Origin of the sequence: Persicimonas caeni (assembly GCF_006517175.1) — a bacterium.
Taxonomy (GTDB): domain Bacteria; phylum Myxococcota_A; class Bradymonadia; order Bradymonadales; family Bradymonadaceae; genus Persicimonas; species Persicimonas caeni.
This window is the reverse complement of sequence record NZ_CP041186.1, coordinates 2,482,515-2,499,051: the sequence shown is the minus strand read 5'-3', so window position 1 is coordinate 2,499,051 and position 16,537 is coordinate 2,482,515. Positions and strand designations below refer to the sequence as shown.

Genomic DNA, 16,537 nt, shown 5'->3' with positions numbered 1-16,537 from the left:
GTCGGTTGCGCCTGCACTGTGGGTCGTCCGGGCGTCGCAGTGCCTATGAAGTCTTGGAAAAGACATTTGCTCGACCTCTCGGGGGCGTCGGTCGCCAGCGCGACCGCCACCGCCGTCGACGGCATCATCTATGCCGTCTTGTTGTGGACGTTCGTTGAATGGGGGGACATCTCGGTGGGCATGGCCGCAGGTCTGGGGGCCTTTGTGGGCGGTCTGATCCACTATTCGATGAGTCGCTTTTGGGTCTTCGAGCGTTTTCAAGCGCCGCTCAAGCAGTCGGCAGTCGCCTATTTTGCGATGAGTTGGCTGGCGGCCGCCTTCCACGGCACGCTGACCCAAAGCTTCGTCGAGTATCTGGGGCCGTCGGTAGGCTGGTTTGCCTCCAAAGGCCTTGTGTGGGTGTTCTGGATCTATCCGCTCAGCCGTTACGTGGTGTTTGGGGGCTTGGGGGCGAATAGCGCCAAGCAGACGGTGGCTGAAAGGGACTGATGATTTGATTGGTATCGACGCCGTTTGGGGCGTCAATGGACCGGGGGCTCTTCATGGGGGCTGTGCGTGCCTACATCGACTTCTGTCAGCGCTTTGCTTGGCCGATCGTTGCGCTCGTCGTGGCGGTGAGCCTCGGTGCGCTGGCGCTCGCCTCCCAACTGGCGATCGAAGCCGACATGGCTCGCCTGCTGCCCAAGTCCGCTCCCAGTGTCGCCGGACTCGAGCGCCTCGAGGAAGCCTACGGCGGCCAGATCGGCCGGCTGACGGTCGTCTTGGAGTCCCAGCCCACCGGCGAGCGTCGCAATCCCAAGCTCGAGCGCACCGCACATACCTTGGCCGACCGGCTCGAGGACCTCGGTGGGGTAGATCGCGTCGAGGCGACCAAACCGATTGGCTTTTTCGAGAACCGGCGTTTGCTCTACGCCGACCTCGACGACCTGCAGACAATCCAACACCGGCTCGACCGCCGCATCCGCTGGGAGAAGAAGCGGGCCAACCCGCTCTTTGTCGATGTCGAGGATGGTGAGCCGCCCGAGGTCGACTTCTCGGATCTGACCGAGAAGGTCGAGGAGTTCGACGGCTCGGCTCACTATCTGAGCGCCGACGGCAGCATGTTGGCGCTCTTTGTGTATCCATCGTTTGCCGCCTCGGATCTCGGACGTGCCGAGAAGCTCGTCGAGCAGGTCGACGGGATCGTCCAACGGGAGTTGAAGGGGCAAGTTGATGTGGGCTACGGGCTCACCGGGCGCTACAAGAAGCGCGTCGACCTGCAGGAGATGCTCCAGCGCGACCTGGCCGTGTCGATGAGTCTGGCGCTGGGATTGATTCTGATCTTCCTATTCGCCTTTTTGCGAAGCGCGCACGGCACCGCCGCGGTCATCGCGCCGTTGATTGTGGGCACCATCCTGACGTTTGCCTGGGCCGAACTCGCCTTCGGCAGTCTCAATATCTTGACGGCCTTTTTGGGGGCGGTGCTCATGGGGTTGGGTGTCGACTACGGCATCCATCTCTACTCGCGGTTCCACGAACTCTCCGAGGAGTGCCATTGCTGCGATGCGCTCGCCGAGACATTGGCGACGACCGGTCGCGCCAACCTATTTGCAGGGCTGACGACGATGGTCGCCCTGGGGAGCTTGGTCGTCTCGGAGTTTCGCGCTTTCTTCGAGTTTGGCGTCATCGCGCTGGGGGGGCTGGTGCTCATCTTGGTGAGCTACGCCGTGCTCTTTCCGTGCACCGTTCTGCTCGCCTCGCGCTACGACTTCGACCTGCCTCCACCGGCGTCTCGTGCGCTGACCGAGCGCGTGCTCGCCAAACTCGAGGTTGGCGGAGATGCCGCGGTGAACCGACGCGCCCAGGCTGCAGGGCGGGCGGCGACGGCGGCGTTGGTCGCCGTGGTCGTAGCGGCCTCGGTGGGGCTCCCCCAGCTCGACTTCGTGCGCGATTTTTCGGTGCTCCAGTCGACCTCGGCCCCTTCCTGGAAGCTCGACGAGAAGGTCAACGAGATGTTGGGGCAGTCTCAGACGCCTGCGGTCGTCCTCGCCGATTCGGAGCGCCAGGCCGAGACGATCGTCGGAGAGCTTCGCCAGCGCGCCTCGCGGCTGCCCGAGGGATATACCATCGACAAGGTCGTGTCGCTGTCGACCTTTGTCCCCGAGCGTCAGCGCGCCAAGCTCGAGGTGATTCGACAAATCGCCCGTACCCTCGCCGATCTGCCCTCATCTGCGCGACCCGACGAGTTCGCTCGCTACCTCGAGGAGGTTCGACGGGTCTCGAGCCTCGGGGAGTTGAGCATAGCTGATTTGCCCGAGCAGGTGCGCCGGCCGTTCTCGCGCAAGGACGCGCCCGACAAGGCCGTCGTGCTCGTCTTCCCGGCGATCAACCTGTCCGACATGGACGCCGTCGACGACTACGCGCGGGTGATCCGAAGCCTGCCCGGGGTCGACTCGGGCCGCGGCTACGACGCCATCTCCGATGCGTTGTTGTTGAGCGACATCATCCGCATGGCCGAGCGTGACGCGGTGTGGATGCTCGCGATCACCCTCATCGGTCTGTTGCTCTTGTCGCTCGTGGCGTTTCGAAGCCGCAGGCTCGTGGGGTTGCAGTTGCTGGTGGTCGCGCTGGCCGTGTTGGTGGCCCTGGGACTCAACGGACTGCTGGGCGTCGACTTCAACTTCATGAATGTGGTCATCTTGCCCATCTGGATCGGCCTGGGCGTCGACGCCTCGTTTCACATCATGCTCCACGTCGACAACGGCCACAAACTCGGGCCGCACTCCAACGTGGCCCTGGCGATCAGCGCAGCATACCTGACCTCGATGATTGGCTTCGGCACGCTGCTTCTCGCCCGCCACACCGGGTTGCTGAGCCTGGGACAGGTAGCCGTCATCGGTCTCGGGTCCATATTGACTATAAACCTTCTTGTGCAGGTGATGCTGGTCGCCCGCCAGCGCGAAAATATCCACTCGTGACGTTCGTGACCCTCCCATAGGACGTGAGTCGTGAAACGGTCGCCGCTCAAAAAATTCGTGCCCGTCATCGTGGTCGTGCTGGCGCTGACCTTGTACGGCACCGTCAATCCGTTTCGGATGGAGCATATGGCGCTGATCGCGCTATTTGTGGTGCTCACCGTCGCTTCACGGGCGACGCGTGACTTGGCCGTGGCGTTGGTGCCGGCGGCGATCTTCGGGCTGGTCTACGATCTGCTGCGCCTCTTCGCCGGGCGGTCCTACGATGCGGTGGTCGTCGAGCCGATCTATCGCATCGAGCAGGCGATGTTTGGGTGGATGACCCCGCAGCCGGGCGACCTCGGGCCGGTCGACTTCTTTCGAGAGCACCACCATATCCTCATCGATATCTTCGCCGGGCTCTTCTACTCGACACACGTGCCGTCGGTCGTCCTCTTCGGCATCTATCTTTGGTGGCGCACGTGGCGAGATGACGGGCAGGAAGAGAGCCGCCTGCACAAGTTCATGTGGGGTTATCTCGTCTTCAACGTGCTCGGCTTTCTGGTTTGGATTCTGATGCCGGTCGCCCCTCCATGGTATGTCGAGCAATACGGCTTCGCCCCGCCCGGCGAGCCGATCCTGGGCGACCCTGCCGGCCTGGGGCGCGTCGACGTCTGGCTGGGGTACCCGCACTTTGCGAGCATCTACGAGCAGGGGACCTACGTCTTCGGCGCCCTACCGTCGTTGCACGTCGCTCCGTCGATTTGGATTGCATTGTGGGCGCGCAAGACCGCCATCAAAGTCGCAGCCTACTCATACGCCGGCGCGATGTGCTTCTTCGCCGTCTATCTGGGGCATCATTACGTCATCGACGTCATCGCCGGTGGCGCGCTCGCCGCCGGCGTCTACGTTGCGCTCGCCCACACTCGCTTGGGGCAGTGGCCCGATCGGGCTGCGGCCACCATCCGCGAGTCGTTCGCCGACATTCTGAGCCCGCAACCACAGGAAGCCGCCGGTGAGTGATCCTGCGCCCGTATCCGAGACACGCCGCGCCTGGACCGAGGCGCCCACGTCGATGTTCATGTCCACCTGCGCCGGCATCGGCCACCTGCCGGGCGGCCCGGGCACCTACGCGGCGATTTTGTTCACCCCGCTCATCGTGTGGATGTCGGACTGGTCGCTTCCCTTCCGCGTGGCGCTCCTCATCATCGCCTCGGCTGCCTCGATGTACTGGAGCCACCACGCCGGCCGCGCCCTGCGCGAGCACGACAGCAACCGCATCGTCATCGACGAGGTCATCGGGGTGTGGACCGCGTTGGTCTGGTTCGACGACCTGGGCTGGTTGGCCGCATTGGTCGGATTGGTGCTCTTTCGCATCCTCGACACGACGAAGCCGCCTCCGGCCAAGTCGCTCGACGAGAATGGCGACGACGGCATCTCGGTCGTCGCCGACGACATCGTCGCCGGGTTGTGGACCGTACCTGCAGTGTGGTTGGTGCGGTGGCTTTGGGGCTGAGTTTGGGCTAATCTCGCCCCGTCTACACCCGAAGACGGGGCGCCCGATGAATCGCAATACACTCGCTATCTGTTTGTTGGCCGCATCCACCCTTGCCGCCTGCGGCGACGACACCAATTCCAATCCGGCCGCCGACACCGGCGCAGACACGGCACTCGAGCCCGACGCCGGCGACGATGTCGGTGACGGTGTCGAGGACGCCGATAGCAGGCAGACCCCCGAAGGACGTGTCGACACTACCGAAGGGCCGGTGCAGGGCACCGAATTTGCCGGGGTCTGGGCCTTCAAGGGGATCCCGTACGCCCAGCCGCCTGTCGGCGAGCATCGCTGGAAGCCGCCCAGAGCCCCGGCCGTGCGCGACGGCATCTTCGAGGCGAAGAGCTACGGCTACGCCTGCCCGCAGGATGCGTCGAATACCCTCACCCAGTCCGGGCCGACCGACGAGGACTGCCTGACGCTCAATATTTGGACGTCCCAACTCGAGCCCGAAGAGCCGTTGCCGGTCATGTTTTGGATCCACGGTGGTGGGTTTATTCAAGGGAGCACGGGCCAGACGATCGCGGGGGGCACCGAGGTCTACGACGGCGTCGACCTTGCCCTCGAAGATGTGGTGGTCGTCACCATCAACTACCGGCTCGGCGCGCTCGGATTTTTGGCGCACGAGGCGTTCGTCGGCGAGGACGGCCACCCGGCCGCCGGCAACTACGGGCTGCTCGACCAGATTCAGGCCCTCTCGTGGGTACGCGACAATATCGACCGATTCGGCGGCGATGCCGACAAGATCACCATCTTTGGCGAGTCGGCCGGCGGGGTGAGCGTATGCGCATTGATGGCTTCGCCCTTGACCGAGGGCATGTTCACTGGCGCCATCATGGAGAGCGGCAACTGTCTGGCGCAGATGCGGAAGCTCGACGTTCAGAATGGTCAGCAGGAACCGGCGACGGCCCAGGGCGAGCGCCTTGCCGAGGCCGCAGGGTGTGCAGACGCCGGCGACGTCGCTGCCTGTATGCGTGGCAAATCGTCCGACGAGATCCTCGAGGCGCTCCCCGGCTCCATCAGTCTGCTCGGGGACGGCGAAGCCTTCGAGCCGATCATCGACGGCCATGTGCTCGACAAGAGCATGGCTCGGGCCATCGAGGACGGCTCGGCCCACGAGGTGCCGTTTGTCATCGGCGTCAACGCCGACGAGGGGACGCTCTTTACGAGTTCGCAGCAGAATATGACCGAGACGCAGTACGAGGACTTGGTCAACGCCACCTTCCCGACGATCGGCGCTCAGGTGCTCGAAGAGTATCCCGCCGCCGAATACGACGCGCCCTGGAAAGCCCTCGCCGCCATCGTGGGCGACGTCGCGTTCGTGTGCCCATCACGCAAGGCCGCCCGCGCCCACAGCACCAACGCAAACGCGACGTTCACCTACTTCTTCACCCATGTCACCTCCGCCGGTCGCCAGACGGGCCTGGGCGCCTTCCACGCCTCGGAGTTGGCGTTCGTCTTCGGCAATTTCGGCAGCTTTGGCGGCGGCGGCGCCGAGGGCGAATTGTCGGGCAGCATGCAGACGTGGTGGACCCAATTCGCCTACGACGGCGCGCCGGGCAGCGACGGTACGGTCGACTGGCCCGCCTATGACGCCGGGGCCGACACTTGGCTGCAGCTCGACACCGACGAGCTCGGCCCTACGACGGGCGTGCGCGGCGACTACTGCGACTTTTGGGATGCGTATCTCTGATACGGTGTTCGTCCGGATACGGTGTTCATCCGTTGAAGGCAGACCTTCCAGGTGAGACCACCACTGGCGACGCTGCCTCCAAAGCAGAAAGCATGCATCCCTATTTTACACCACCGTCTACCCCGGGTATCGTAGAACCTATCGTTTTTTCGCTGTACCTCGAGCGCCCAAATGTTTCGAAAATCTCGCGTTTCAATCCTTATTGCGGCATGCCTGTCGGCCAGCGTGGCTTTTGTGTCTCCGACGGCCGCTTGGGCTCAAGACCCTCCCGAGTACGCCAATCCCAGCGAGCACCAGCTGACACTCAACGACGACGCGGTCCGCGCGATCATCAAGGGCGACTATGCCGGTGCGGTCGCGTTGCTGGAGGAGGCGCGTTCACTGGGCGAGCTCAACGTGACCTACCTGAACCTGGGCCGCGCCTATCAAAAACTGGAGCAGTGCCAGAAGGCGCGCGATGCCTTCGAGCGAGCGCTCGAGGCGCCGCCGGTCAAACAACCGCCGCCTACGTTCATCCAGAAGAAGGTCGCCGAGTACTCCGCCGAGCTCGACGAGGAGTGCCCGGAAGGGGAGACGGTCGAGGCGAAAGAGGCCGACAAGGTCGACAAGGTCGAGGCGCCGCCGGTGGTCGAGGAAGACTCGTCGAACGCGGTTGCTTGGACCGTCACGCTCGGCGGTGTCGCCGTGATGGCTGGCGGCGGCGCCATGTTCGCGCTCGCCTCGAGCGAGCGCGACAAGGTCCGCTCGCAACCCGAGCCCGACGAGGGCGTGGTGACAGAGCGTACGATGAAAGAAGCCGCCGAGATCGAGTCGCGCGCCAATACCTACGACACGATCGGCGTGGCTGCGCTGGCCGGAGGTGCGGTGATCACCGGCGTGGGCGCGTATCTGTTTGTGGCGGACGACGAGTCTTCGGGCTCGCAGACCTCGGTCCACCTCGACGCCGATGCGGTGCGCGTGCAGTGGCGAGTCTCCTTCTAGTATTCAGCTCGTACCCAGAGAAGCTCATGACGTTCCAAACTCTCCGCAACGTGCTCGCCGGTTGTCTTGTCGCGACGCTGGGCGCAAGCGCTTGCCAGACGGATCTCGACATCGAACGCTACGAATACTTGTGTGATTCGAGCGCCGAGTGCAGCGACGGTTACCAGTGCGCGCATCTCCAGGACCGCAGTCAGTCTATTTGTGTGCCGCCGGACAAGGTCGAATCGTGCACGAGCGTCGGCGACGAAGACGGCGACGGCGCGGCGGACTGCGAGGACTCGGACTGTGCGGATCTTGCGATATGCGACGCGGACGCAGGCGACGCAGATGCCGGTGACACCGGCGACGTGGGCGTCGATGCGGGCGATGCTGGTGATGCAGATAGCGGCGATGTCGCCGACGCCTCCGATGCGGCCGATTCCTCAGATACGGAAGACGCAGCCATAGGGGACCGAGACAACGACGGCATTGCCGACAGCGACGACAACTGCCCCGACCACTACAACCCGGAGCAGCGTACGACGACCTCGGGAACTGGGCTCGCGTGCGCGGAGCGGTTGCTCCCCGGAGAGGCCGACCTGGTGTTGTTCGAAAACAGCACCATTTCCACCGACACCTGGGCTGGGGGCATCGCCGTTCTCGGAGATCTCGACGGCGACGGCAAGGATGACTTGGCCGTCGGCACGCCGTCAGCCGAGGAGGGCGAGGGTGCCGTCAGGCTTTTGCTCAGCAGCGGAGCTCCCACGAGCGGAGTGTTGGGTCTTGGCTCGTTGCAAATCACGCAGATTCCCGCACCGAGCAGCGACGGTCGGTTCGGTGCGGCGGTCGCCGCGGTCAGTGATATCGATCGTGACGGTGTTGCCGAACTCGCCGTCGGCCATCCTGATTACGTCGGCAACTCGAACCAGCCTCGGGGCGCCGTGCATATCTATCACAGCTCCAACTTGAAGAATGGCTCGACGAGTCCGGCGCGCACGCTAGCAGGCGAGCAGGGCGGAGACGCGGCCGGAAGCGCGGTGGTCACCCTAGGCGACGTCGATAAAGACGGTGAGGTCGACTTCGCCGTGGGGGCGCCCGGGTTCGGCGGCAGCGCCGATCAGAGCGGGCCGGGCAAAGTATATCTGATCTCGGGAGCAGACATCGACTTCGTCAACAGTCTCGCCGAGGTCGACACGGCCTTTGTGGGCGAGGCGGGGTCGGATTTCGGTACCTCCATCGCCGGCGGTGACTTCGACAATGACGGGATGGCCGACGTGGCGTTCGGTGCGCCCGACGCCAACGGCACGGGGATGGTCTATCTCATTTCGGGACGCTCGATCGGCACTGCGCAGATCGCGAACGGCCAGCCGATCAATCTGGTGAGTAGCAGTGACGTCGACCTACGGATCTCGACGACCAACTCCAGCGGGAACTTCGGCGCTACCATCGCCATGGGCGGAAGCTTAGACGGCGATGAGTTCGACGACTTGGTGATCGCCTCGAAGTGGTCGACGGTGGGCTCCGTCGGGGACTTGGCCGGCAAGGTGCACGTGGTCTCGGGCCGGGGCAACTTCCCGTCGGTCGGCTCCACGACGGTGGACAACGCGGCGAATTTCGTGATCCACGGGGTCGAAGCGGGGCAACTCCTGGGCACCAGCCTCACCTACGTGGGCGACATCAACGGGGACGGGCGCGACGAACTGGTCGTCGGCGCCAGAGACTCGGGGTCGACAAGCCAAGGCGCGGCCTACCTCGTCGTGGGTCCCTCCAGCGGTGCATCAGCCCGGGTTACTGACATCGCCGTGACCATCGAAGGCGCCAATCAGCACGACAACCTCGGCCTGAAAGCGGCCCCTGCCGGGACTTATACAGGTGCCGACTTTCCCGGCTTCTTCGTCTACTCGCCGTCGGCCGAGGTGATCGACGCGGCGAACCAAGAGTATCGCGACGTGCCCACCTGGTTTCATTTTACAGGGCCGTTCTACAGGTAGCGCTCGCCGCTTCCACAAGGCGTCACCGCCGGCGCAACATCTTTCACAGATGCGCCATCTTACGGTCACTTGGCCCTTCTAAGGTCCCTCCAAACCCAAGGAGGGACCTATGGTACTTCAAGTACTTATCGCCTCGACCGTCTTATTCGCCGCAGCGTCACTGGTGCTGACGCTGCTCGTTCACCTTGCCGTTCATATCAAGGCTTCACGAAAGCCGCCCGAGAGCGACCGGCCGATGCCGATATCGGTGCTCAAGCCGCTCAAGGGAGTCGACGACGAGTTGTGGGAGAACTTGGTCGCCTTGGCCGAGCAAGACCACCCCGAATTCGAGATTGTGCTGGGCGCCGCCGACCCGCTCGACCCGGCGCTGACTGTGGCCAGACGTTTTCAGCGCGCCTACCCCGGTGTCGACATTCGCGTGCATGTGTGTGACCAGACGCTGGGCCTCAACCCGAAAGTCAGCAACCTGGCCGTCCTCTCTCAGTACGCTACATACGAACAGATCCTCATCTCTGATTCGAATGTGCGTCCCGGCCCCTCGTACCTGCGCGACATCGCCGCCGAGCTCGCCCAGGAGGGCGTGGGGCTGGTGTCGAACGTGCTCGTCGGCGTCGGCGAGCGCTCCACTGGCGCCCTGTTCGAGAACCTGCACCTGAACTCGTTCGTCGCTTCGGTGATCTGCGCAGCCGACCTCGTGGGTCATCCATGTGTGATTGGAAAGTCGATGCTCTTTCGCAAAAGGCACCTCGAAGAGCTCGGCGGCTGGCATGCCGTGGCCGACATCCTCGCCGAGGACTACGTGCTTGGGAATTGGTTTCACAAGGCCGGCCACAAGGTGGCCCTCTCCTCGCACGTGCTGCCGACGGTCAACGTCGATTGGACCTTCGAGCGCTTCAGCAACCGCCACGTGCGCTGGGCGCAGCTTCGCCGACGCATCAACCCACCCGCCTTCTTCGCCGAGCCGCTGCTGTACCCGGTGCCCTTTGTCGCCGCCGCCGTTGCCCTGGGCGCCGCGGCGGGTACCTTGACCCCTGTGCTCGCAGCAGCAGCGCTCGGCACCGTGGTGCTCAAGGTGCTCTCGGACGACCTTCTCAACCGCCGTCTGCGCGGCGACTCCATCGGTTGGCGCGGTATGCTCGTCGCCCCGATCAAGGACCTGGTCGTCTTCTTGCTATGGTCCGTCGCCGCGGTCAAACGCGTGGTCATCTGGCGCGGCAACAAGTTCATCATCGACGAGGGCTCGCGGGTGCGCCCGCTGCACGAGGAGCCGGCGCTCGAGCCGCTCGGTTTCGATGAAGTTGCTTGAGCTCGACAATGGCCGCTAAGGACGCAAAGCAAGCAAAGGAAGCAAGGACGGCCAAGAGGGTCTGTCTAGCGTCCTTGGCGTTCCTCGCGACCTTGGCGGTTCAATCCACCTGCAAGGCTTACCAATGACAGAAGTGAACGTCGTATCGATCGAAATGGGCTACGGCCACCTGCGCGCGGCGTACCCACTGGCCGATCAGCTGCGCACCGAAGTGTTTCACGTGGATGAGGCGCCGTTGGCCGACGCTGAGGAGCAGAAGGCGTGGGAGAAGACGCGCCATGTTTACGAGGCGACTTCGCGCATCTCGCAGCTTCCTGTGGTCGGTGTGCCCCTTCGGTTCGCCCTCAATCAGGTCACCGATATCCCGCACCTGCATCCCTACCGTGACCTGTCGCGGCCGACGCTTGGCGTGCGGCTGCTCGAGCGGGCCATCGACGGAGGTATCGGTCAGGGAATGGTGGCCAAGCTGCGCCAGACCGGCGCGACCCTTTTGACCACGTTTTATTCGCCGGCGATCATCGCCGACAGATTCGGCTGCCGCCGTGTCTTCTGCGTGGTCACCGACAGCGATATCAACCGGGTGTGGGCGCCAAAAAACTCGCGGGGGAGTGCCATTCAGTACCTCGTGCCCTCGAAGCGAGCGCGCCGGCGGCTCGAGTCGTACGGGGTGCCCGGCGAGCATATCCATTTTACGGGCTTTCCGTTGCCCCCGGAGCTTTTGGGCGGCCCCGACCTGCCCGTGCTCCGAGACAACCTCGCGCGCCGGCTGGTGCGCCTCGACCCGAAGGGGCGCTTTCGCGACTACCACAGCCACGAGCTCGAGCATTTTTTGGGAGAGCTCCCCGACGAGGAGCAGGGGCGGTCGCCCCGGTTGATGTATGCGGTGGGCGGAGCAGGTGCGCAGGTCGAGCTGGTGGCGACCTTCTTGCCCCGACTTCGCCACCTGCTCGTGCTCGACCATCTCCGGCTGACATTGGTCGCCGGTGTGCGCTCCGAGGTCGTCGAAAAATTCGAGCAGATGATCTCGGACGCCGGACTCGACGCCGAACTCGGCCGCAGCATCGAGATCTTGCACGAGCCGACCTTCGAGACCTACTACCGCAGGTTCAACGAGCGCCTGCAAGACACCGACATCTTGTGGACGAAGCCGAGCGAAATGACCTTCTATGCCGCCCTCGGGCTTCCGCTGATCTTCTCGTGGCCGGTCGGCGTCCACGAGCGCTACAACCGCCGCTGGGCGGTCGAGGCCGGTGCCGGCTTGAAGCAACGCGACCCACGCTACGCCGGCGACTGGCTCGCCGAAATGCTCTCCGACGGCACCTTGGCGGCCGCGGCCTGGTCGGGCTTCATGCGCCTGCCCAAATTCGGCACCTATCGAATCGTCGAGGCGTTGGGGAAATGATGTCGGGTCTATTTGAGCGGACAAACAACAACTTGGGGGACGTTCAATTCAGCGTTTGAGATTGCTGAGGGTCTATTTGCGCGGACAAACAACAATTTGGGGGACGTTCAATTCAGCGTTAGAGGTGATTCACACGACCCTCAAATCGTAGTTTGTCCGCGCAAATAGCGCTCAATTCAGCGTTAGAGGTGATTCACACGACCCTCAAATCGTAGTTTGTCCGCCTAAATAGACAACTCCAAATCGTGCACCGCGATCGAATCCTCGGCCGCGAAGAGGTCGACGATGCGCGCCCGGCGAGGGCGGTCGGCCTTGGCGCGCGTCGACGTGCCGCTGTTGAGCACGATGACGCCGGGGCGGGGCTCGTAGGGATCCCAGAAATTGTGTTTGTGGCCGTGAAAGATCACCCGCACGCGGTGTTGGGAGGCCCAATCGATCAGGTCGTGGGCGTCTTCGAGGGGGCCCATCAGACCCCACGGCTCGGTGGGGTGGTGTTGGTAGCCCTGGCGAGTCGGGGCGTTGGGGCGCAGGTGGTGGTGCACGAGCATCACGCGCCCGTACGTGAGCGGCTCCTCGTGGGCGAAGCGGCCTTCGAGGTCGTCGAGTTGCGCTTGGCCCACTTTGCCGCGCGAGTAGGCCTTGCCGGTGGCTGCTTCCATGCGGTCGTATAGGCTGCGCTCGGAGGGCGGCAGGCCCTGCATCGAGTCGAGCAGGACAATCTCGAGGTCGCCGTGGCGCTCGAGGCGCGGGTATTGGCCGAAGATTTTCTCGAAGGTTCCCGGCGTGCCGGGGTTGGAGACGTCGTGGTTGCCGGGGATGACCACGTAAGGGAAGGGCGCCTTGTCGAGCATCGCCTTGGCCGCGGGGAGCCGTTCTTCATCGTCGGGCTCCTCGACGAGGTCGCCGGTGACGAAGAGCAGATCGACGCCGACCTCGCCGAAATCTTCGATCCAGCGCCAAACCGCATCCTCGGCGTCGACGCCGTCTGCTGTCGGCTTGCCGAAGTGGAAGTCACTCAGGTGCCCGATGCGCAACACGCCCTGAGGCTTGCGCAGGCTCAGCGGGTAGCCCGGCCGCCACGTGGTGGCCATGTGGCCGGGGTGAAAGTCGAACTCGTTGGTCCGAAGGTGTTTCATCGGTCGATCCCGGGTGGACGACGTGGCAATTGCCGAACGTTGGTCGAAAAATGACCGACGTCTATTCGATGATTGCCACCAAATCGCCCGAGTCGACCCCATCGCCGGCGCGTACTTCCAGGCGACTCACCGTACCGTCCTTGGGCGCGGTGACGTTGGTCTCCATCTTCATCGCCTCGGTGGTCAGCAACACCTGGCCCTTTTCGACCGTGTCGCCCTCGGAGACCGCCACGGCGATGACCTTGCCCTTCATCGACGCGCCGACGTGGTCGGGGTTGGTGCGGTCGGCCTTGGGGCGTGCGGCCACGGCGAGCTCGGCGGACTGGTCGACCACGGTGACTTCGCGTGGCTGACCGTTGAGCTCGAAGTAGATCGTGCGCGTGCCGTCCTCTTCGAGGGGGCCGATGGTCAACAGCTTGATGACCAGCGTCTTGCCCTCCTCGATGTCGACCAGGGTCTCTTCGCCCGGCTTCATGCCGTACAAAAAGGAGACGGTGTCGAGGATGCGGAACTCGCCGAACTCTTCGATCGATTGGGCCAGCTCGGTGAACACCTTCGGGTAGAGCGCGTACGAGATCTCCTCGCGGCGGGTCGGCGTGCGCCCCAGCAGCTCCTCGAGGTCGGCGGCGTGCGCCTCCCAATCGTAGTCGTCGAGGTGTTGGCCGGCGCGGTCGGTGATCGGCTCTTTGCCGCGGGTGACGATCTTTTGGAGCTCTTCGGGGAACCCGCCGTAGGGCTGGCCGAGTCGACCCATGAAGAAGTCGACGACCGACTGCGGAAAGTCGACCTCCTCGCCGCGCTCGTGCATGGCGAAGACGTCTTCGACGGTCATGTCGTTTCGCACCAAAAACATCGCAAAGTCGGCGACGACCTTACTCGTCGGGGTCACCTTGACCAGGCGTCCGAGCGCCTGGTCGACCTCGTGGTAGGTGCGCGTGATGCGCTCCCACTGGTCGCCCAGGCCGAGCTGGATCGCCCGCGGGCGCAGGTTCGAGTACTGACCGCCCGGAATCTCGTGGTAGTAGACGTCGGTGGTGCCCGATTTCAGGCCCGATTCGAACGGGTGGTAGATCTCGCGCAGAAGCTCCCAGTGATCGGCGAGCTCTTGGAGCTTGTCGACCGGCAACTCGGGAGCGTGCGGCTGGCCCTTCATGGCGGTCACGATCGCGTTGAGCGACGGCTGACTGGTCAGCCCAGCGACGCTCGACAGGGCGCAGTCGACCACGTCGACGCCCGCCTCGGCGGCCATCAGGTACATGGCCACGCCGTTTCCGGAGGTGTCGTGGGTGTGCAGGTGAATCGGCAGATCGACGGCGTCTTTGAGCGCCCCGATGAGGATCTTGGCCGAGTAGGGCTTCAAGAGCCCGGCCATGTCCTTGATGTTCAGGATATGCGCGCCGCACGCTTCGAGGCGCTTGGCCAGGTCGACGTAGTAGTCGACGGTGTACTTGTCCTCGTCGGGATCGGCGACGTCGCCGGTGTAGCAAATCGACGCCTCGGCGATCTTGCCGGCCTTGTTCACCTCTTCGATCGCCAACTCCATGTTGGGCACGTAGTTGAGCGCGTCGAAGATGCGGAAGATGTCGATGCCGGCGTCGGCCGCCTCCTCGACGAACGCCTCGACGACGTTGTCGGGGTAGTTGGTGTAGCCGACGGCGTTCGCCCCGCGAAGAAGCATCTGGAAGAGCGTGCCGGGCATCTTCTCGCGAAGGCGGCTCAGCCGCTCCCACGGGTCTTCTTTGAGGAAGCGCATGCACACGTCGAAGGTCGCGCCGCCCCACATCTCACACGAGAAGATATTGGGCATCGCCCACGCCGTCTGCTCGGCGACGTCGAGCAGGTCGCGCGTCCGTACGCGGGTCGCCAGGAGCGACTGGTGCGCGTCGCGGAAGGTCGTGTCGGTGATCAACAGCTTGTCGTGGTCGCGAATCCAGCGGCTCAGGCCCTGAGCACCGTCCTCGCGAAAGACCTTGTAGGCCGGCGACTCGGGGATCTCGGCCCCTTTGGGGGGCTTGGGCGGCGTGGGCACGATGAGCGGCTCGGGCCGCTCGAGGCGCTGTTCGGTGCCGGGAGGGCCGTTGACGGTGATGTCGCCGATGGCCCGCAGCGCCTTGGTGCCGCGGTCGCGACGCTCCGGATAGCGGTACAGCTCTTCGGTCTCGTCGACGAAGCGCGTGTGCGTGTTTCCGCTCTGGAAGACCGGGTGGCGAATGACGTTTTGCAAAAACGGGATATTCGTCTTGACCCCGCGCACGCGGAACTCGGCCAGGCTGCGGTGGAGGCGGTGGGTCGAGTCGGCCAGGTCACGCCCCCAGGCCGACACCTTGACGAGCAGGCTGTCGTAGTAGGGGAGCACCTCGGTGTTGGTGCCGCCGACGCTGGCGTCGAGCCGGATGCCAAAACCGGCGGCCGACCGGTAGGTGATGATGCGGCCGGTGTCCGGCATGAAGTTATTCTCGGGATCCTCGGTGGTGACGCGGCCCTGCACCGCAAACCCGTTGACGCCGATATCGTCTTGGCCGTGGATGTCGATGACGTCGTCGTCGAGCCGGTATCCCTCGGCGACACGAATCATCGCCTTGATGAGGTCTCGCCCGGTGACCATCTCGGTGACGGTATGCTCGACCTGGATGCGGGTGTTGACCTCGATGAAGTAAATATTGGTCTCGCCGTCACGCTGCTCGACCAAGAATTCGGCGGTGCCCACGCTCGAATAGTCGACCGCGTCGGCCAGTCGGAGCGCGTACTCGGTGAGCTGGTCGCGCACCTCGGCGGGCAGGTTGGGGGCCGGGGCGATCTCGACGATCTTTTGGAGGCGGCGCTGGATGGAGCAGTCGCGCTCGAAGAGGTGGACGCGATTGCCGTGCGTATCACCCAAAAGCTGCACCTCGATGTGGCGCGGCTTGTCGATGTAGCGCTCGATGAAGACTTCCGGGCTGCCGAAGGCGGCTTTGGCCTCGCTGCGCGCATTCTGGAACGCCTCGCGAAGCTCGCTGCCGTCTTGGACCACGCGCATGCCGCGTCCGCCGCCGCCGTGGGCGGCCTTGATGAGCAGCGGGAAGCCGAACTCCTCGGCAAATTCGAGGGCGTCGTCGAGCGAGTCGACCGCGCCGTCGGTGCCCGGCACCACCGGGACGTTGGCGCGCTTGGCGACTTTGCGGGCCGAAACCTTGTCTCCCAGCTCGCGCATCACCTCGGGCGGCGGGCCGATCCAGACCAAGCCGGCGTCGATGACCTTCTGGGCGAAGTCGGCGTTCTCGCTCAAGAAGCCGTAGCCGGGGTGGATGGCGTCGACACCCTTGTCGAGCGCCAGCTCGATGATGGCGTCGCCGTCCAAATAAGCGGCGACCGGCTCACCCTTTTGGCCGACCAAATACGCGCGATCGGCCTTGTAGCGATGGATCGCCAGCCGGTCTTCCCAGCTGTAAATGGCCGTCGTCTGGATGCCCAGCTCGGTGCAGGCGCGGAAGATACGAATCGCGATCTCACCGCGGTTGGCGCAGAGAATATTCTTGATCGTCCCAGCCATTCTTTACCGCTTTGTCTGATTGTAGGGGGGAGGGA

General features: G+C 64.2%; 11 protein-coding genes. 9 read left to right on the top strand and 2 right to left on the bottom strand.

Annotated features, from left to right (window positions below):
• Nucleotides 1–45: 45 nt before the first annotated feature.
• The 9 genes from FIV42_RS09225 to FIV42_RS09185 all read left to right on the top strand — a co-directional run bounded on the left by FIV42_RS09225 (nucleotide 46) and on the right by FIV42_RS09185 (nucleotide 11,837).
• Nucleotides 46–489: a GtrA family protein gene (locus FIV42_RS09225; protein ID WP_141197397.1), complete on the top strand. Its 444-nt coding sequence runs from the start codon at nucleotides 46–48 to the stop codon at nucleotides 487–489.
• Between the two features lie 53 nt (nucleotides 490–542).
• Complete coding sequence (locus FIV42_RS09220; RefSeq protein WP_168210518.1) at nucleotides 543–2,957, top strand: efflux RND transporter permease subunit; 2,415 nt, start codon at nucleotides 543–545, stop codon at nucleotides 2,955–2,957.
• A gap of 30 nt (nucleotides 2,958–2,987) precedes the next feature.
• Nucleotides 2,988–3,956 (top strand): phosphatase PAP2 family protein, encoded by a 969-nt coding sequence (locus tag FIV42_RS09215; protein WP_141197395.1) that lies wholly within the window; start codon nucleotides 2,988–2,990, stop codon nucleotides 3,954–3,956.
• Nucleotides 3,949–4,449 carry a phosphatidylglycerophosphatase A family protein gene (locus FIV42_RS09210; RefSeq protein WP_141197394.1) on the top strand — a complete coding sequence of 167 codons (501 nt, stop codon included), beginning with the start codon at nucleotides 3,949–3,951 and terminating at the stop codon, nucleotides 4,447–4,449. The genes FIV42_RS09215 and FIV42_RS09210 overlap by 8 nt, the downstream gene beginning before the upstream one ends.
• Before the next feature lie 46 nt (nucleotides 4,450–4,495).
• Nucleotides 4,496–6,178 carry a carboxylesterase/lipase family protein gene (locus FIV42_RS09205; protein WP_168210517.1) on the top strand — a complete coding sequence of 561 codons (1,683 nt, stop codon included), beginning with the start codon at nucleotides 4,496–4,498 and terminating at the stop codon, nucleotides 6,176–6,178.
• Between the two features lie 171 nt (nucleotides 6,179–6,349).
• Nucleotides 6,350–7,159: a tetratricopeptide repeat protein gene (locus FIV42_RS09200; RefSeq protein ID WP_141197392.1), complete on the top strand. Its 810-nt coding sequence runs from the start codon at nucleotides 6,350–6,352 to the stop codon at nucleotides 7,157–7,159.
• A 26-nt stretch (nucleotides 7,160–7,185) separates the two neighbouring features.
• Nucleotides 7,186–9,129 carry an integrin alpha gene (locus tag FIV42_RS09195; RefSeq protein WP_141197391.1) on the top strand — a complete coding sequence of 648 codons (1,944 nt, stop codon included), beginning with the start codon at nucleotides 7,186–7,188 and terminating at the stop codon, nucleotides 9,127–9,129.
• Between the two features lie 109 nt (nucleotides 9,130–9,238).
• Nucleotides 9,239–10,435, top strand: a complete 1,197-nt coding sequence (locus FIV42_RS09190) for a glycosyltransferase (protein WP_141197390.1) — start codon at nucleotides 9,239–9,241, stop codon at nucleotides 10,433–10,435.
• A 124-nt stretch (nucleotides 10,436–10,559) separates the two neighbouring features.
• Nucleotides 10,560–11,837, top strand: coding sequence for a glycosyltransferase family protein (locus tag FIV42_RS09185; RefSeq protein ID WP_141197389.1), 1,278 nt, complete (start codon nucleotides 10,560–10,562; stop codon nucleotides 11,835–11,837).
• Nucleotides 11,838–12,061: 224 nt separating this feature from the next.
• Here the strand turns inward: FIV42_RS09185 and FIV42_RS09180 are convergent, their stop codons facing one another.
• Nucleotides 12,062–12,973 (bottom strand): metallophosphoesterase family protein, encoded by a 912-nt coding sequence (locus FIV42_RS09180; RefSeq protein ID WP_168210516.1) that lies wholly within the window; start codon nucleotides 12,971–12,973, stop codon nucleotides 12,062–12,064.
• A gap of 61 nt (nucleotides 12,974–13,034) precedes the next feature.
• A complete protein-coding gene (locus tag FIV42_RS09175; RefSeq protein WP_141197387.1) occupies nucleotides 13,035–16,502 on the bottom strand; it encodes a pyruvate carboxylase in 3,468 nt (1,155 codons plus the stop codon).
• Nucleotides 16,503–16,537: the final 35 nt, after the last annotated feature.